Genomic DNA, 17,469 nt, shown 5'->3' with positions numbered 1-17,469 from the left:
AAGGATGCCAAACATCAGCAAGTTGGCCGAATGTTGCAATTCCTGACCATGGCTGTTCACCTGCGGGTCAATCGAATGTGTGAAATGGATCACTGGTTCCGCTGGAGCCGTGTCACTGCCACCCGCTGTGAGTCGAGGCGGTGGAAATGATCGCACAGCGGGTGAACGCTGCGGGAACGTCGAGTCGATTCCCGGAGTCGTCCGTGCGGCCCCGCTTGCCGTGCGGGCCCGAAGCGGCGGCTCGGTCCGGCAGGTCTTCCCCGTGGCCGCCGTTGGTAGGGTTCGGCCATGACCTGGATGATTACCGGCGGCGCTGGTTATATCGGTTCGCACGTTGTCAGGGCGCTCGTTGCCGACGGACAGCAGGTGGTCGTCGTCGACGATCTGAGCACCGGAGATCCGGAACGCCTGCCGGCCGGTGTGCCGTTGGTGCGCGGCACCGTCCTGGACCGGGCGCTCCTCGACCGGACGCTGAGTGAACACGATGTCCAGGGCATCGTGCACATCGCGGCGAAGAAGCAGGTCGCAGAATCCGTCGAGCGCCCGCTGTGGTACTACCGGGAAAACGTCGAGGGTCTGCGGACCGTACTCGAGGCCGCCGTCGAGGCGCGGGTGCAGCGGTTCGTCCTGTCGTCTTCCGCGGCCGTATACGGAATGCCCGACGTGGACCTGGTCACCGAGCAGACCCCGTGCGAGCCGATGAGCCCGTACGGCGAGACCAAGTTGGCCGGCGAGTGGCTGGTCACCGCCGTCGGGCGGGCGCACGGGATGGCCACCGCGTCGTTGCGCTACTTCAACGTCGCGGGCGCGGCCGCCCCCGAGCTGGGTGACCCGGGGATCTTCAACCTGGTGCCGATGGTCTTCGACCGGCTCTCCCGCGGCCAAACTCCGCTGATCTTCGGCGACGACTACCCGACGCCGGACGGCACCTGCATCCGCGACTACATCCACGTCGAGGACATCGCGTCCGCGCACGTCGCCGCCGCCCGCCGGCTCACCGAGGACTCGAAGGCGGCCCTGGTGCTGAACATCGGCCGGGGCGAGGGCGTCTCCGTGGCCGAGATGGTCGGCATCATCCAGGAGATCTCGGGGCACACCGGGATCGCCCCGGAGGTCACCGCGCGTCGACCCGGCGACCCGGCCAGGGTCGTGGCGTCCGCCGACGCGATCGGCAGGGAACTGGGCTGGAAGGCCGTCTACGACGTGCGCGAGATGGTGGCCTCGGCCTGGGCGGGCTGGCAGTTGCGACACCCGGAGTAACCGGGGCGCGCCATTCCGATTCGGGGAGTCGGACTCACTCACGGTGAGTCCGACTCCCCGTTTTTCATGCGGCTGACCAGCCGGTTCCGCAGGTCAATGCATTCCGGCCTTTTCGGCTTTTGCTTCCGGTACTTGCCTGACCCGGGCATGTGATGACGGTCACATCGAAGCGAAGAAACCCCGGCTCGAAATTGTCCCTCTTGTGCAGCGGGTGGTCGAAATGATCACACGAGAGGTGAACGGAGCCGGAACGTTGGACCGAATGCTGGAACAAGGAAGCAGGGGTCCCGGACGCCGGGTCGTGGTGGGTTCGATGGCGGGCGCACTCGCGGCGGTCACGGTCGCGGGCTGTACGGGTCGGAGCACCGCGGCCAAGCCGAAGATGACGGGAGCGCCGGTCGTCTTCGGGCCGCCCCCGACCGGCGGTGTACTGCCCGCCTCCGCGCGGGTCACCTTCGGCGCCCCCACCGCACCGCTCGTGATGCAGGTGGTCGCGCACCCCGACGACGACCTGTACTTCATGAATCCGGACACCGCCGCCACCATCGACCGTCATGTGCCGGTCGTCACGGTCTACGTGACCAGCGGCGACTCCTTCGGCGTGAACCGCGTCCCCGGCCACCCGCGCCCGCTGGCGAACGTACCCGCGTACGTCTCCGCGCGGCAGCAGGGGCTGCGGCAGGCGTACGCGCGGATGCTCGGCGCGGAGATCTTCACACCGTGGACGCGTACCGCGCTCGCCCTGCCTCACGGCGGCGCCGCCGAGGTCAATACCCTCGAACACGACGGCAGGCGGGCCGAGTTGGTCTTCTTGCGGATCGACATGCACACTCCGGTGCGCGGCGGCGGCACCTTCGGCATCGACAAGCTCTGGGCGGTGGACGGGACGGTACGGACGGTACCGCTGCCCGACGGCCCGGTACGTGCCGCCCACACCTTCGATCGGCAGACGCTGATCGACACCCTCGCCTTCCTGTTCACCACCTTCCGGCCGACGCTGATCCGCACCATGGACCCCGACCCGGACATCCAGGTCCACAACGCGCAGTACCCGCGCGACAGCGACCAGGTCGGCTACTCCGACCACCGTGACCACACCGCCACCGCGCTGTTCACCTGGCGGGCCATGGCGCAGTGGACCGAGAAGGCCGCGGCGAGCGGCGGCCCGGTCCCGACCTTCCTCACCGAGGCCTACCGCGGCTACTACAACCAGCGCTGGCCGCACAATCTCCCGCAGGCCGCCGTCCGCTTCAAGGCGGAAGTGCTCGATGTGTACGGCGGCGCTCCGGGCTGGAAGTGCGGCGACGCCGGCGGCTGCGGTGACTACAGCGTCGGCCAGGGCGACGCGCTGAAGTCCCCGCGCGGCTGGGTCCGCAGCACCCACTACCGCTACCCGACCTCTGGTCCGCAGGCGGTGGCCGCCAAGGACGGCAGGCTCACCGTGTACGGCGTGCTCGGCACCCGGGCGGCCCGCTGGACAGAGACCGCACCGGCAAGCGGACATTGGAACGCGCCTGAGGACCTCGGTGGGGGCCCGCTGACCCCCGCGCTCAGCGTCGTCACCGACAAGCACGGCCACCATCTGCTGTTCGGCCTGCGCTTCTCCGGTCTGTCGGGCACACCGGGCGACAACACCCGGGAGGTCGTACTGCTCGACCAGCAGGTGGATGCCTCGGGCAAGTCCGCCGCCGCAGACGGCGATCGGACGATCCGAGGCTGGCGCAGCCTCGGCAGCCCCGAGGCGAATCCGGTCCGCAGCCGCAGGGTCGGGCCGCCGACCGCGGTGATCGGCAAGGACGGCCGGATCCACGTCTTCGTCCGCAACGCCTCCAAGGGGCTGAGCACGCGGGTCCGCGACGCCTCCGGGCAGTGGTCGCCGTGGCAGCAACTCGCCGGCGGCCAGGTCCAGGAGGGCCTGACCGCGACCGTCGACCACGACGGCCGGATCCACGTCTTCGCCGCGGGCCACCAAGGGGTGCACCAGTGGACTCAGTCCACCCCGAGCGCCGAACTGGTCGGCCGTCCCCTGCGGCACACCGGTGTGCCCGGCGAGGTGCCCGAAGCGGTGACCGCAGCGGACGGTTCGCTGCTGCTGGCCTTCCGCAGGCCGGAGACCGCCGAGATCGTGGTCGAACGCCTCACCGCGGGACGGCATGGTCGCTGGATTCCGGCCTCCGCCGTGCGCGACGCGGGCTTCGGCCCGGTCGCCCTGCTCAGCGGCCGGGGCGCGGAGACCAACCCGCTGCTGGCCGTACGGGCCGACTTCGGCAACGCGCTGCTGGTGCACGGTGAATACGGCAAGGGACCGGCCGCCGCCACAGCCAGTACCCCGGCGGAGCCCTTCGCGGTCGGCCGCCCCGACGTGCTCGTCGCGGGCACCGACCGTACGGCCCTGGTCTCCTTCACCGTGAACGCCACCCCGGGCGTCACCCGCGTCCACGGCACCGGCACGTTCACCCAACTGGCCACGAGATAGCACGGGTTGTCGGCCGTGACGCGCGAGGGCGCCCGCACCTGGAAGGTGCGGGCGCCCTCGTCCGTCCACTCAACAGGCGGCAGACACCACAGGACGTCTCAGAACAGGCGGCTGTAGCCGTTCCAGCCGCCGCCCTGCTTCACCGCGGCCTTGAACTGGCCCGTGCCGGTGGAGCTGTAGCTGAACAGATTGCCGCCGGCGTCCACACCGAGCAGGTCGGCGCGGCCGTCACCGTCCATGTCGCCCGGCGACGCCAGCTTGTTGTAGCGGTTCCAGCCCGTGCCGATCTTGACGCGGGTCTCGAACGGGCGGGAGCTGACGCCCGTCCCCTTGTACAGGTAGAGCGTGCCGTCGCTGGTGCGCGCGACGATGTCCGCCAGGCCGTCACCGGTGAAGTCACCGGCGCCCACGATGGCGTTGTACACACCCCAGCCGGGACCGACCAGCAGGCGGCCGGTCAGCGCCGCGCCGTTGCCCTGACCGCGGTAGAGGTACAGGTTGCCCGAGGTGTCACGGGCCAGCAGGTCGCCCTTGCCGTCACCGTTGAGGTCACCGGGGCCCACGAAGAGGTTGTAGCCGCCCCAGCCGGTGGCCAGCGGGCTGCTCATGTCGGATTCCAGGTTCCACAGGTTGGTGCCGTCCCGGAACAGCAGGTCGGCGTACCCGTAGTCACCCAGCGACGAGGCCAGCGCGAAGGTGTTGTACCCCGCCCAGCCGCCCGGGTCACTCACCTGCTGGCGCGCGGCGAGCGTCCCGTTGTTGTTGGTGTAGTACCAGTAGAGGGTGCCGCCGGTCGACAGGCCGTAGAGCTCCTTCTTGCCGTAGGCCGGGTTGGAACCCGCGCCCGCGAACAGCTCCACGTTCCAGTTGTTGCCGCCGCCCTGCTTGGGCGCGAAACCGCCCGCGCCGTTCTGCCGGTAGAAGTAGAGAGCGCCGGTCGTGGCCCTCGCCAGGAGCGAGCCGTCACCGTTGCCGAGGAGCTGGTTGTACGCGTTCCAGCCCGGGCCGATGGCGACGCGGGCCGCGTACGGACCGGAGGCGTTGCCCGTACCGGCGTAGAAGTACAGCGTGCCGTCCGTCTTGCGGGCGATCAGGTCGCTGATGCCGTCGCCGTTCATGTCACCGGGGCTGGTGAGCTGGTCGTACTGGTTCCAGCCGGAACCGATGAGCGCCTTGCTCTTGAACGGAGCGGAAGCGTTGCCGGTGCCCTCGTACAGATAGAGCTGACCGGCCGGCGTGCGCGCGACGATGTCGGCCTTGCCGTCCCCTGTGATGTCGTCGGTCGCGACCAGCTTGTTGTAGACGTACCAGCCGGTGCCGGTCCACCGCGCGCCGCCGTTGGGGAAGCTCGCCGCCCCGAAGTACGACAGGCGGCCCGAGTTGGTCAGCGCGAGGACGCCGGTGCCCTGCCCGTCCAGGCTGCCCGGGGTGAGGACGTCCTTGTACAGGGTGCCGTCGCTGCTGGCGCCGAGGTCGACTTCCTTGCTGGCCAGTGAGTTGTAGTAGTGCCGGTTGTTGCCCCGGTAGAGCTGGTCGAGGACGCCGTCCCCGTCCGGGTCGTACCGCAGCGGCCCTGCGGCCGCCTTCGTGGAGTACTGCTTGGCCTGCTTCGGCAGCGTGAGCGTCGGCGCGGGCCCGCTGGGCGCCGTCGGCCGGGTGATCCTGTGCTGCGGGCCGCTGTCGGCCTGCGCGTTCGTGCTCAGCGCCAGAGCGCCGAGAGCGAGAACACCGGTGGTGCACACCGCGACAAGGCGGCGGCGCTTCGAAAAGCGCACCGGCTGTGCTTCGGACACATTCCCCCCTGGGATGTGAGTGTGATGAATGCCGAACCCGATGCGAAGACCCGTCCGGTTCGGACGCGGCGAGTCTAGGTGAGGGGTCGGACAGACCTTAGACCGCATGCCGATCAAGCGCCCCTGAATTCACCGTGGTAACGCCTACTAGACTGGGGCGATGACCTGGCTGATCACCGGCGGAGCCGGATACATCGGATCGCATGTCGTCACATCGATGGTGGCCGGCGGAGAAAAGGTGGTCGTCCTCGACGACCTCACCGCCGGTGACACCGAACGGCTGCCGTCCGGAGTTCCGTTGGAGCGCGCCAGCGTCCTGGACCGGGCCGCGCTCGACCGGGTGCTGGCCGCGCACGCGGTCGAGGGCATCGTGCACATCGCCGCCCGCAAGCAGGTCGCCGAGTCCGTCGAGCGACCGCTCTTCTACTACCGGGAGAATCTGACCGGCCTTCAGACCCTGCTGGAGGCGGCGGTCGACGCGCGCGTGCGGCGCTTCGTCTTCTCCTCCTCCGCCGCGGTGTACGGCATGCCGGACGTCGAACTGGTCACCGAGGACACGCCCTGCGCGCCGCTGAGCCCGTACGGCGAGAGCAAGCTCGCGGGGGAGTGGCTGATCGCCGCGGTCGGCCGGGCGCACGGCATGGCCACCGCGTCGCTGCGCTACTTCAACGTGGCGGGCACCGCCGCGCCCGAGCTGGGCGACCGCGGCGCCGCCAACATCGTCCCGCTGGTCTTCCAGCGGATCTCGCAGGGCCGCCGCCCGCTGATCTTCGGTACCGACTACCCGACGCCCGACGGCACCTGCGTGCGCGACTACGTCCACGTCCAGGACGTGGCCGGCGCGCACCTGGCCGCCGCCCGCCGCCTGACCCGCGACCCCGAGGCGTCGCTGGTGCTGAACATCGGCAGCGGCCAAGGCGTCTCGGTGGCCGAGATGGTCGACCTGATCCGCGAGGTCTCCGGTCACACTGAGCTGGAACCCGAACTGGCCCCGCGCCGCGCGGGCGACCCGGCCCGTGTCGTGGCCTCCGCCGAGGCGATCGGCAGGGAGCTGGGCTGGACCGCCCAGTACGACGTGCGCGCGATGGTCACCTCGGCCTGGGCGGCCTGGCAGCTCCAGCACCCGCCGCGGTAGCCGGTCCTCCGGAGGCGATCCGGAAACGGACCGGAGACGGCCGGGGGCCGGGGCGCGCGACGGCACCGGCCGGAGCGCCGGTTCGGGACAGGCGTGACAGCGGCGATACGAGGGACGTACGTGACAACGGCACGGCAGGACGTGGTGGAGGCCCGCAGGGTCGTGGTCAAGGTCGGCTCGTCGTCGCTGACCACGGCCGCCGGGGGACTGGACGCCGACCGGGTGGACGCGCTCGTCGACGTCCTGGCCTCGGTCCGCGGCTCGGGCACGGGCGCGAGCGCGGGACCGGCCGGCCGACCGGACAAGGAGATCGTCCTGGTCTCCTCCGGCGCCATCGCCGCGGGACTCGCCCCGCTCGGCCTGGCCAGCCGCCCCCGCGACCTGGCCAGGCAGCAGGCCGCCGCCAGCGTCGGCCAGGGCCTGCTCGTCGCCCGCTACACCGCCTCCTTCGCCCGGTACGGCGTCCGCGTCGGCCAGGTGCTGCTCACCTCGGACGACGTCAGCCGCCGCGCCCACTACCGCAACGCCTACCGCACCCTCGACCAGCTGCTGGCCATGGGTGCCCTCCCGGTGGTCAACGAGAACGACACCGTCGCCACCGACGAGATCCGCTTCGGCGACAACGACCGGCTCGCCGCCCTCGTCGCCCACCTCGTCCGCGCCGACCTGCTGGTCCTGCTCTCCGACGTCGACGGCCTCTACGACGGCGACCCGCGTACGCCGGGCGCGACCCTGCTCACCGAGGTCGGCGGACCCGAGGACCTGGCGGGCGTCACCATCGGCAGCGCGGGCAAGGCCGGGGTCGGCACCGGCGGCATGGTCACCAAGGTCGAGGCCGCCAGGATCGCCGCCGAGGCGGGCATCCCCGTCGTCCTCACCTCCGCCGTGCACGCCGCCGACGCGCTGGCCGGGCGCCCCACCGGCACCCACTTCCACCGCACCGGCAAACGCTCCGCCGACCGGCTGCTGTGGCTCGCGCACGCCTCCACCCCGCGCGGCGCGCTGCGGCTGGACGCCGGGGCGGTCCGCGCGGTCACCGAGCGGCACAGCTCGCTGCTGCCCGCCGGGGTCACCGCCGTGGACGGCGACTTCGTCGCGGGCGACCCCGTCGACCTGCTCGACGAGGCCGGGCACGCGGTCGCCCGCGGACTGGTCAACTTCGACGCCCGTGAACTGCCCCGGCTGCTCGGCCGCTCCACCCGCGACCTCGCCGTCGAACTCGGCCCCGCCTACGAACGCGAGGTCGTCCACCGTGACGACCTGGTACTTCTGCGCCCCTGAGGCCCCGGAACCCTTGACTCCCCGGTCAATGTCCGGGGATCTCCTCAGGACCTTGGTTCGGGCCTTCTTGCCGAAAACGCCCCCGCGGCCCGCCGGAGCCTGGTCAACTTTGATGCGGAGGAGTCGTCAGCGCTTACCGGTGCGGACGGCGCTCGCGGAACGCAACCCACAGGGAGGCCGCCGGTGAGACGAGGGCGCCCAGGGCCATTGACCAGGGGTACGGGGGAACGCACGCTGGTCAGCGTCGGCAACGACATCAGTGACGACATCGACGGGGACCCCGAGCGGGAAGCGCTTCCCGCCGAACGAGCGATATCCCGGCTGTGGCACGTCACGCTCAGCGTCTCGGGCCCCGAGACCCCGCTGACCGAGGTCAGACGCGGTCTGGAGCAGCTCGCCCACGACCACCCCTTCCTGCTCACCAGCCGGTACGCCACCGACCACGCGGAGATCCGCTACTGGGAGGAGGCCCGCGACCTGCACGACGCCGCCGCCATCGCGCTGCGGCTGTGGGGCGAGCACCGCTCGACGGCGGGCCTGCCGCCCTGGGAGACCGTCGGCCTGGAAGTCATCGACCGCGCGACCTACCACCAGCGCGTCGCGGAGGGCTACGGACCGCCGCCGGCCGTCCCGGTGGGCGTACACCCGTTCTAGGGCCCGTCCCCGCGGAGCACTGTCGCGGGACCTGCCAACCGGCCGGTGGCGGGCCGGTACCCTGCTTCCATGACCCACCCGCCGCTGCCCTCGCCGCTGCCCAAGTCCCCCGTGCTGCTCGCCGCGTACCGCGCGCGGGCCGCCGCCGCGGACCTGGCCCCGCTGCCGCGGTCCGTCAAGGACGACGCCCTGCTGGCCATCGCGGACGCGCTGATCGTCCGCACTCAGGAGATCGTCGCGGCCAACGCCGAGGACGTGGCGCGGGCCCGCGCCGCCGGGACGAGCGACACCGTCGTGGACCGGCTCACCCTCACCCGTGAGCGGGTCGCGGCCATCGCCGCCGACGTCCGGCACGTGGCGGGGCTGCCCGACCCGGTCGGCGAGGTGCTGCGCGGGTCCACCCTGCCCAACGGCCTGGAGCTGCGGCAGGTCCGCGTCCCGCTCGGCGTCGTCGGCATCATCTACGAGGCCAGGCCCAACGTGACGGTCGACGCCGCCGCGCTCTGCCTGAAGTCGGGGAACGCGGTGCTGCTGCGCGGCTCGTCCTCCGCGTACGCCTCCAACACCGCTCTCATCACGGTGCTGCGCGACGCGGTCGGCGGCGCGGGACTGCCCGCCGACGCCGTCCAGCTCGTGCCCGGCGAGAGCCGCGATTCCGTCACCGAGCTGATGCGCGCCCGCGGCATGGTCGACGTGCTGATCCCGCGCGGCGGCGCCGCCCTGATCCGTACCGTCGTCGAGGGTTCGACCGTTCCGGTGATCGAGACCGGCACGGGCAACTGTCATGTGTACGTGGACGCCGAGGCCGACATCGACATGGCCGTCGAGGTGCTGATCAACTCCAAGGCACAGCGCCCCAGCGTCTGCAACTCGGCGGAGACCCTGCTGGTGCACCGCGACATCGCCGACCGCTTCCTGCCGCGCGCGCTGGACGCGCTCGCCGAGGCCGGGGTCACCGTGCACGGCGACCCGCGGGTGCAGGCGCTGGCCGAGAGCAGCGGCAGCAAGGCCACCGTCGTGCCCGCCACCGCGGAGGACTGGGAGACGGAGTATCTGTCCTACGACATCGCCGCCGGGGTCGTGGAGAGCCTGGACGCGGCCGTCGAGCACATCCGGCTGTGGTCCTCCGGCCACACCGAGGCCATCGTGACGTCCTCGCAGGCCGCCGCGCGCCGCTTCACCCAGCGGGTGGACGCCGCCGCGGTGCTGGTCAACGCCTCGACCCGGTTCACGGACGGCGGCCAGTTCGGCTTCGGCGCCGAAATCGGCATCTCGACCCAGAAACTGCACGCCCGCGGCCCCATGGGACTGCCGGAACTGACCTCCACCAAGTACGTCGTCACGGGTGACGGACACGTCCGCTGACACCCGCCGACACGCGGAAGTGTCCTCCGGACGGCCCACAGACAGTCCGGATTCCCCTGCCCAAAGGGCCAACTTCCGCATTACTCTGGACAGATGCCGGACGATGACGAGTTCGCCTCCGTAGTCCTCGACGAAGAATTCGTACGGTCCGCTCTGTTCCATGAGCCCTCGGCCAAGGAACGGATGCTTGCCGTCGCCGAAGGTCCCGCGCTACCGCCCGGCTGGCCGGGTAGGAATCGAGCCGGTGCTCACGCCGCTGTCCCCGAACTGGACGAAGCGGGAGTACCGGATTCCGACGACCTCTACCCGGCCGGACGGCCGTACCGCGGGAGCAGTACCCGCTGGCACCGTCCGGTGGCCTGGGCCCTGGCCGTGGTCATGGGCATAGGGGTGGTCGCCCTGACCTTCGCCGCGGTCTACCGCGGCGCGGGCGGCGCGACCCGACCACCGGTGGTCCCCCCGCCGTCCAGCGGCCCGGTCGGCACGCAGAGCAGCCTGCCTCCGGTCGCCGCGAACCGGCTTCCCTGATCTCCTGTCATAAGTTGACCGGTACCAGGGCGTTTATTCGCACGCCCAGAGACTTAACCTTGTGATATGAGCGGGCCTGGAAATCCTCCTGAGGGCACGCCCGAGGGCGTCCCCGGGGGCGGTGAGGACGAGTACCGATCCGTCGTGTTCGACGAGTCGTTCGTCCGGGCTGCCCGGATCCAGGAGTTCTCCGCCCAGGAGCGGCTGGACGACGCCGACCGGGCGGTCCGCGTCCGGCACGCGCTGCCGCGCGGTCTCGCCCGGCAGGCGGTCGCCCTCATCACGCTCATCGTCGTCGCCTTCGGCTTCGCGATCTACATGGGCGTCAGGCACCCCTACAAGGGCCGCGGCCAGGACGCCACGGAACAGCTCAGGGCCACCGTCATCCCGCTGGTCCCGTCCGGCAAGGTCGCCTCGGTCTCCGCGAGCGAGCCCTTCCGCGGACAGCGCGCGGAGGCGTACCGGGTCGGCGCCGAAGGCATCACGATGCCCGCGATCCACCGGATCGGCGACTACGGCGTGGGCGAGGTGACGCAGGCCTTCAGCACCGCGAAGCTCTATCTGACCGACTCGTCGATCAGTCAGGAGACGGTCACCGGCGGCGATGTGAGCAGTGTCCGCGCCCTGCTCGACCCCGGACAGCTCGACCAGTTCGACAGCAGCCTGACCCGGCCGTACACCGACGGCACCCACGAGGCGACCGGCTGGCTGGTCCGCTTCGACCCGGCGGCGCGGGTGCGGCTGGTCCGGGACGGCATCCGCGTGCAGGGCACCCTGGACGCCACCGAGACCGGCGACGACGAGCTGGAGATCGCCGCGGACCACACCTTCGTCTACGCGCTGTACCGGCCGGGATTCGCCGACAACGCCGTGTCGCTGTTCACCGTGCGCCGCCAGATGCGTTTCCGCTTCAGCCACGCCGACCTGCGCCAGCGCCAGATCCAGGTCGTCCAGGCCGATGTGGCGGCGGGACCGCTGGCCTGCGGCGCGGCCGTACAGAACTACTTCCGGCCGATACTGGCCGGGCAGTCGGCGCCCGGCGCGGTCGCCGGAGCCGATCCGTACCGCCACGACCGGCCGGTCGGCGCGGTCTGCGCCCCGCTGACCGACGCCACCACCGGGCAGCGGTCCGCCACCGCGAGCGCGACGGCACCGGGCGTGCGGCCGGACGTCACATGGCTGCCGCCGGGCGCCACGGGCACGCCCGGCGCGCCGGGAAACCCCTCGGTCAGCCCATCCCCGGTTGCGGCTCGGCCGGCGGCCCCGAGTCCTCGGGCGAGTCGCCCGAGCCTTCTGACGCCCCCGCCGCCCCGTTCGTCGAGCCCGAGCCTGTGAAGCGGTCGCGCAGCTTGCCGCCGATGTCGCCCGCCCCGGACGAGATGTCCCGGATCAGCCCCATCAGCGGGTCCTTGCTGCTCTTCACCGTGTCGGCGTAATGCGTCGCGGACTCCTTGAAGGAGTCGTACACCGAGGTGTCCTTGTCCTCCTCGCGCCGCGGGTAGTGGCCGTCCATCAGCCGCTGGTAGTCCCGGCTGCCCGCCCACTTGCGCAGCTCGGCGGCGCGCACCGTGGTGAACGGGTGACTGCGCGGCAGCACATTGAGGATCTTCAGCACCGAGTCGCGCAGATCGCCCGCCGCCTCGAACTCGTCGGCCTGCTTCAAGAACGCGTCCACGTTCATCTCGTGCAGATGGTTGCCGCCCGCGATCTTCATCAGACCGCGCATCGACGCCTGCACGTCCTGACCGACCAGCAGACCGGCGCGGTCCGCGGACAGTTCCGACTTGCGGAACCACTCGCGCAGCGCGGTGACGATCGCCAGGATCGCCAGATTGCCCAGCGGGATCCACGCCACGCGCAGCGCCAGGCTGGTGAGGAAGAGCAGTATCGTCCGGTACACCGAGTGGCCGGACAGCGCGTGGCCCACCTCGTGGCCGACGACCGCCCGCATCTCCTCCTCGTCGAGCAGCTCGACCAGGCCGGTGGTGACCACGATGATCGGCTCGTCCATGCCGATGCACATCGCGTTGGGCTGCGGGTCCTGCGTCACGTACATCGCCGGGACCTTCTCCATGTCCAGGATGTAACAGGCGTCCCGCAGCATCGCGTTGAGATGCGCGAACTGCTCGTCGCTGACCCGCACCGAGTCCGACAGGAACAGCAGCCGCAGCGACCGCTCGGGCAGCAGACCGCTGAGCGCCTTGAAGACCGTGTCGAAGCCGCTGAGCTTGCGGAGCGCCACCAGCGCGGACTTGTCGGCCGGGTGCTCGTACGCCCGCGACGAGATGCCGGGGAAGCGCTTGCGGTTGCGCCCCGGCAGGTTCTTCTGACCGTCCTGCGTGTCGTTCGGTCCATTCGGCACGGACATACTGGCCCAACCCCCTGATAGCCAACCGGTACATACTCTGGACGCGCGGAGCCTGCGCGAAGTTCCCTTCCGCCCGCCCGTACGATGTGCCGAGAGTCTTCTCCCCCGTCCCCGATATCGCAAAGGGTCCCGCTGATCATGTCGTCCAACGCAGCCTCCGCCCTGACCACACTCGCCGAGGGGGGCGGCAACCACAACAGCCTCAGCCCGTACCTGACCGGCTTCGGCGCACTGGCCGCCCTGCTGCTCCTGCTGTGGATCGTGACCCGCTTCAACCGGGACTGACCATGCCGGACGCGAAGCACCGCATCGGGGTGATGGGCGGTACCTTCGACCCCATCCACCACGGTCACCTGGTCGCCGCCAGCGAGGTCGTCAGCCTCTTCCACCTCGACGAGGTGGTCTTCGTGCCGACCGGCCAGCCGTGGCAGAAGAGCGACCAGAAGGTGTCGGCCGCCGAGGACCGCTACCTGATGACGGTGATCGCCACCGCGTCCAACCCGCAGTTCTCGGTGAGCCGCAGCGACATCGACCGCGCGGGCAAGACGTACACCATCGACACCCTGCGCGATCTGCGCGCCGAGCACCCGGGCGCCGAGCTGTTCTTCATCACCGGTGCCGACGCGCTCTCCCAGATCTTCTCCTGGCGGAACGCGGAGGAACTGTTCTCTCTCGCGCACTTCATCGGGGTCACACGCCCCGGGCATACGCTGTCGGACCCGGGCTTCCCCGAGGGCGGTGTCTCGCTCGTGGAGGTCCCGGCGCTGGCGATCTCCTCCACGGACTGCCGCCAGCGGGTGGCCAAGGGGGATCCTGTCTGGTACTTGGTTCCGGACGGTGTAGTGCGCTACATCGACAAACGCGCGCTGTACCGGGACACGACCGGGTAGCTCCGCAACGAACCACGTGAAGGGGTTCCTCGTGAACGACGCAAACCCCCGTTGGCAGCAAGCCGAGGGCGGTCCTGAGAACGAGAGAGACCCTTACGCGCAAGACCCTTACTACCAGCAGCAGTCCTACGGTTACGACCCGTACGCACAGCCCCATCCCGCGCAGCAACAACAGGGGCAGCAGCCGCAGCAGCAGGCCGCTCAGCAGGCGCCGCCGCACGTCCCCCAGCAGCAGCCGCACCCCGGTTACCAGGACCCCTACTACGGCGACCCCTCGCAGACCTACGCCGGCCAGCAGCAGGGCTGGATCCCGCAGCAGCCCCAACAGCCGTACTACGAACAGGGACCGGGCCCCGGCGGCTACGGCCAGGGCCAGGCGCCGGGCCAGAGTCAGGGCCAGGGACAGGGTTACGGCGCGGGGCAGCCGCAGGCGTACGACACCGGGCAGCACACCGTCTACGAGACCGGCCAGCAGCCGCCCGTGTACGACACCGGCCAGCACGCGGTCTACGACACGGGCCGACAGCAGCCGGTCTACGACACCGGCCAACAGCAGCCCGTCTACGACACGGGCCAACAGCCGGTCTACGACACCGGCCAGCACGCCGTGTACGAGACCGGGCAGCAGCCGCCCGTGTACGACACCGGGCAGCAGCAGGTCTTCCACGAGGAGCCCGGGACGCGGCAGGCGCCGGCCGCCGCGGGCGGGGCGAAGGGGCCCGACGGGCAGTATCTGACCGAGCAGTTCGCCTTCATCGACGAGGACTCGGAGGAGTCGGAAGAGGTCATCGACTGGCTGAAGTTCTCCGAGTCGCGCACCGAGCGCCGCGAGGAGGCCAAGCGGCGCGGCAAGAACCGCAAGGTCGGCCTGATCCTGCTGGTCGTGCTCGCGATGCTCGGCGGCGTCGGCTACCTGTGGCAGGCGGGCAAGCTGCCCGGCCTCGGCGACTCGAAGAGCCCGGCCGCGGCGGCGGGCGGCGCGCAGAAGCGCGACGTCATAGTCGTGCACCTGATGCCGGTCGACAAGGGAGCGCCCGCCACCGCGCTGCTGGTGGACAACGAGACCAAGGGCCGCGGTACGACGGTCCTGCTGCCCAACTCCCTCAACGTCACCACCGAGGACGGCACGTCGACCACCCTGGACAAGGCGGTCGGCGACGGCGTCGGCCCGACCAGGGACGCCCTCAACTCGCTGCTCGGCTCCGACATCAAGGGCACCTGGCGGCTGGACACCCCGTATCTGGAACTGCTGGTCGACTCGCTCGGCGACGTCTACGTCGACACCGACGCCGAGGTGAAGGGCACCGGCAAGGACAAGGACAAGACGCTGGTCCGGCAGGGCAAGCAGACCGAGCTGACCGGCCAGGCGGCCGTCGCGTACGCCACCTACCTCGCGCCGGGCGAGCCGCAGACCAAGCAGCTCAGCCGCTTCGGGCAGGTCATGCAGGCGCTGCTGAAGAAGATGCCCAGCGACGCGGCGTCCGCGACCAAGACCGTCCAGTCGCTGGCCCAGATCCTCGACCCGTCGCTGACCGACCAGCAGCTCGGCGCGTCGCTCGCGCAGCTCGCGGAGCTGGCCAAGACCGGCGCGTACGACACGGCGATGCTGCCGGTGCAGAAGGACGGCACGCTCACCGCGAAGACCAGCGACAGCGTCGTCAAGGACATCCTCGGCGGCACGGTCAAGACCTCCGACGCGACGGCGCAGGCCCGCGTGCAGATCAAGGACGCCACCGGGGACAAGAAGTCGGGCCCGATGGCGCAGGCCGCGATCGTCAACGGCGGCACGTACACCTATGTGCCGGGCGGCACGGCGGACAAGTCCCAGGCCCTCTCGCAGATCGTCTACGGCGACGACGCGCGGCTGGCCGCGGCCAAGGACGTCGCGTCCACACTGGGGCTGCCCGCGAGCGCGGTGAAGAAGGGCACGGTGCCGGCGACCGCGGACATCTCGGTGGTGCTCGGCAAGGACTACAAGCAGACGGGCCAGTGAGCGCCCGCCGCGGGCTCCGGTCGCCGGTGATCGGCGCATGGTGATCGGAGCATGGTGATCGGTCCGCGGTGATCGGCGCATGGTGACCGGCCCGCAGTGATCGGCGCATGGTGATCGAAAAGGGGTCGGGGGCTGTCCGAGGGTCGTGAGACCCTTGGGTGACCAGCCCCCGACCCGAAAGTCTCCTCAGTGACCGCCACGGACCGTTCCATCGAGCTGACCCGTACCGCCGCCCAGGCCGCGGCCGACAAGCTCGCGCACGACATCATCGCCTACGACGTCAGCGACGTCCTCTCCATCACCGACACCTTCCTGGTGGCCTCCGCGCCCAACGACCGACAGGTCAAGGCCATCGTCGACGGCATCGAGGAGACCCTGGCCAAGGAGCTGGACGCCAAGCCGGTACGGCGCGAGGGCGAGCGGGACGGCCGCTGGGTGCTGCTCGACTACATCGACATCGTGGTGCACGTGCAGCACTCCGAGGAGCGGGTCTTCTACGCCCTGGAACGGCTGTGGAAGGACTGCCCGGAGATCGAGCTGCCGCAGGACGCGGTCGCGACCCGCGGCAAGGGTGCCGAGCACGCCCAGGCTCAGGAGGCGCAGGACGAGGGAGACCTGAACTGAACGGGAACAAGGGCGGCCGTGGCCGCCGGATCGTGCTCTGGCGGCACGGCCAGACGGCCTGGAATCTCGAACAGCGCTTCCAGGGCAACACCGACATCGAGCTGACCGCCGAGGGCACGGCGCAGGCGCGCCGCGCCGCCCGGCTGCTCGCGGCGCTGCGGCCGGACGCGATCATCGCCTCCGACCTGCGCCGGGCCGCGGGCACCGCCGCGGAGCTGGCCGCGGTGACCCACCTGCCGGTCACGCACTACGAGGGCCTGCGCGAGACCTTCGCCGGAGCCTGGCAGGGCCTGACCCACACCGAGATCGTCGAGCGCTACGGCGAGCAGTACGCGGCCTGGAAGCGTGGCGAGCCGGTGCGGCGCGGCGGCGGCGAGCTGGAGACCGAGGTCGCCGACCGGGCCGCCCCCGTGGTGCTGACCGCCGCCGACAAGCTCGGCGACGACGGCGTCCTCGTCGTCGTCAGCCACGGCGGCACCATCCGCACCACCATCGGACGGCTGCTCGGCCTGGAGTCCACGAGCTGGGAGTCGCTCGGCGGCCTGACGAACTGCTGCTGGTCCGTCCTCGGCGAGGGTGCCCGCGGCTGGCGGCTGCTGGAGCACAACGCGGGCACACTGCCGGAACCGGTCCTCGGCGACGACACCTGAGCGCGCGCCGGACCGTGCTCGCGGCGGCCTCCGAACGGGCCTCGACCGAGTCCGGGACGCGTCCGCGCGCGGCGGTACAGCGGATTTCGTTTCCGGCGCGCTCACCGGCTATGCTTCTTCTCGTCGCCGGGGAAACCCGCGCTGACGCGGGGCTGTAGCTCAGTTGGTAGAGCGCTTGCATGGCATGCAAGAGGTCCGGGGTTCAATTCCCCGTAGCTCCACAAGGTCGAGGGCGGAGTGTGCTCGCGGAAAGCGCGAGCCACTTCGCCCTTGTCGTTTCTGCTCGGCTGCGCCTCGCGCTGCGGGGGCTTCGCCACCCGCACCCCCGTGAGGCCGGCGGGGCTGGATGCCGAGGTGGAAAGCGCGAGCCACTTCGCCCTTGTCGTTTCTGCTCGGCTGCGCCTCGCGCTGCGGGGGCTTCGCCACCCGCACCCCCGTGAGGCCGGCGGGGC

General features: G+C 70.9%; 16 protein-coding genes and 1 tRNA gene. 15 read left to right on the top strand and 2 right to left on the bottom strand.

Annotation, left to right across the window (positions count from 1 at the left end; genetic code table 11):
* The first annotated feature begins 288 nt into the window (after positions 1-288).
* Together galE (ACFZBB_RS02060) and ACFZBB_RS02055 are read left to right on the top strand one after the other, a co-directional pair.
* Positions 289-1,260, top strand: a complete 972-nt coding sequence (galE, locus tag ACFZBB_RS02060; protein WP_391116851.1) for a UDP-glucose 4-epimerase GalE — start codon at positions 289-291, stop codon at positions 1,258-1,260.
* A gap of 313 nt (positions 1,261-1,573) precedes the next feature.
* Positions 1,574-3,736, top strand: a complete 2,163-nt coding sequence (locus tag ACFZBB_RS02055) for a PIG-L family deacetylase (RefSeq protein ID WP_391116849.1) — start codon at positions 1,574-1,576, stop codon at positions 3,734-3,736.
* Between the two features lie 98 nt (positions 3,737-3,834).
* Here the strand turns inward: ACFZBB_RS02055 and ACFZBB_RS02050 are convergent, their stop codons facing one another.
* A complete protein-coding gene (locus tag ACFZBB_RS02050; RefSeq protein WP_391116847.1) occupies positions 3,835-5,529 on the bottom strand; it encodes an FG-GAP-like repeat-containing protein in 1,695 nt (564 codons plus the stop codon).
* Between the two features lie 160 nt (positions 5,530-5,689).
* On the opposite strand from ACFZBB_RS02050, the gene galE (ACFZBB_RS02045) reads away from it, so the two are divergent.
* From galE (ACFZBB_RS02045) to ACFZBB_RS02020, 6 genes are all read left to right on the top strand, one after another.
* Positions 5,690-6,664 (top strand): UDP-glucose 4-epimerase GalE, encoded by a 975-nt coding sequence (gene galE / locus ACFZBB_RS02045; protein ID WP_391116844.1) that lies wholly within the window; start codon positions 5,690-5,692, stop codon positions 6,662-6,664.
* Positions 6,665-6,805: 141 nt separating this feature from the next.
* The gene (proB, locus tag ACFZBB_RS02040) at positions 6,806-7,945 is read left to right on the top strand and encodes a glutamate 5-kinase (protein WP_391117488.1); all 1,140 of its coding nucleotides are present in this window, start codon (positions 6,806-6,808) and stop codon (positions 7,943-7,945) included.
* A 183-nt stretch (positions 7,946-8,128) separates the two neighbouring features.
* Entirely contained in the window at positions 8,129-8,599 is a 471-nt protein-coding gene (locus tag ACFZBB_RS02035) for a hypothetical protein (RefSeq protein WP_355348939.1), read from the top strand.
* Between the two features lie 69 nt (positions 8,600-8,668).
* Complete coding sequence (locus ACFZBB_RS02030) at positions 8,669-9,964, top strand: glutamate-5-semialdehyde dehydrogenase (RefSeq protein ID WP_391116842.1); 1,296 nt, start codon at positions 8,669-8,671, stop codon at positions 9,962-9,964.
* 93 nt (positions 9,965-10,057) lie between these two features.
* Positions 10,058-10,492 carry a hypothetical protein gene (locus ACFZBB_RS02025; RefSeq protein ID WP_188283116.1) on the top strand — a complete coding sequence of 145 codons (435 nt, stop codon included), beginning with the start codon at positions 10,058-10,060 and terminating at the stop codon, positions 10,490-10,492.
* Between the two features lie 66 nt (positions 10,493-10,558).
* A complete protein-coding gene (locus ACFZBB_RS02020; protein ID WP_391116840.1) occupies positions 10,559-11,827 on the top strand; it encodes a hypothetical protein in 1,269 nt (422 codons plus the stop codon).
* Here ACFZBB_RS02020 and ACFZBB_RS02015 read toward each other — a convergent pair.
* Positions 11,721-12,854 (bottom strand): M48 family metalloprotease, encoded by a 1,134-nt coding sequence (locus tag ACFZBB_RS02015; RefSeq protein WP_391116838.1) that lies wholly within the window; start codon positions 12,852-12,854, stop codon positions 11,721-11,723. The two genes, ACFZBB_RS02020 and ACFZBB_RS02015, sit on opposite strands and share 107 nt — an antisense overlap.
* Positions 12,855-12,998: 144 nt before the next feature.
* Here ACFZBB_RS02015 and ACFZBB_RS02010 point away from each other — a divergent pair, with 144 nt between their 5' ends.
* From ACFZBB_RS02010 to ACFZBB_RS01980, 7 genes are all read left to right on the top strand, one after another.
* On the top strand, positions 12,999-13,145 hold the full coding sequence (locus ACFZBB_RS02010) for a hypothetical protein (RefSeq protein WP_391116836.1): 147 nt from the start codon (positions 12,999-13,001) through the stop codon (positions 13,143-13,145).
* A 2-nt stretch (positions 13,146-13,147) separates the two neighbouring features.
* Entirely contained in the window at positions 13,148-13,750 is a 603-nt protein-coding gene (gene nadD / locus ACFZBB_RS02005) for a nicotinate-nucleotide adenylyltransferase (RefSeq protein WP_391116834.1), read from the top strand.
* Between the two features lie 31 nt (positions 13,751-13,781).
* Positions 13,782-15,743 (top strand): LytR C-terminal domain-containing protein, encoded by a 1,962-nt coding sequence (locus tag ACFZBB_RS02000; RefSeq protein WP_391116831.1) that lies wholly within the window; start codon positions 13,782-13,784, stop codon positions 15,741-15,743.
* A 189-nt stretch (positions 15,744-15,932) separates the two neighbouring features.
* On the top strand, positions 15,933-16,367 hold the full coding sequence (rsfS, locus tag ACFZBB_RS01995; protein WP_355348921.1) for a ribosome silencing factor: 435 nt from the start codon (positions 15,933-15,935) through the stop codon (positions 16,365-16,367).
* Positions 16,364-17,017 (top strand): histidine phosphatase family protein, encoded by a 654-nt coding sequence (locus ACFZBB_RS01990; RefSeq protein WP_391117486.1) that lies wholly within the window; start codon positions 16,364-16,366, stop codon positions 17,015-17,017. Before rsfS ends, ACFZBB_RS01990 begins: the two co-directional genes overlap by 4 nt.
* Positions 17,018-17,165: 148 nt before the next feature.
* Positions 17,166-17,238 (top strand) — tRNA-Ala (locus ACFZBB_RS01985).
* Between the two features lie 49 nt (positions 17,239-17,287).
* A partial coding sequence (locus ACFZBB_RS01980; protein WP_391116829.1) for a hypothetical protein occupies positions 17,288-17,469 on the top strand: 182 nt, incomplete at its 3' end.

Origin of the sequence: Streptomyces sp. NPDC008139, assembly GCF_042957025.1 — a bacterium.
In the GTDB taxonomy this organism is placed as follows: domain Bacteria; phylum Actinomycetota; class Actinomycetes; order Streptomycetales; family Streptomycetaceae; genus Actinacidiphila.
Note: the sequence above shows the minus strand (reverse complement) of the source record. Positions and strands in the feature narration are given on the sequence as shown.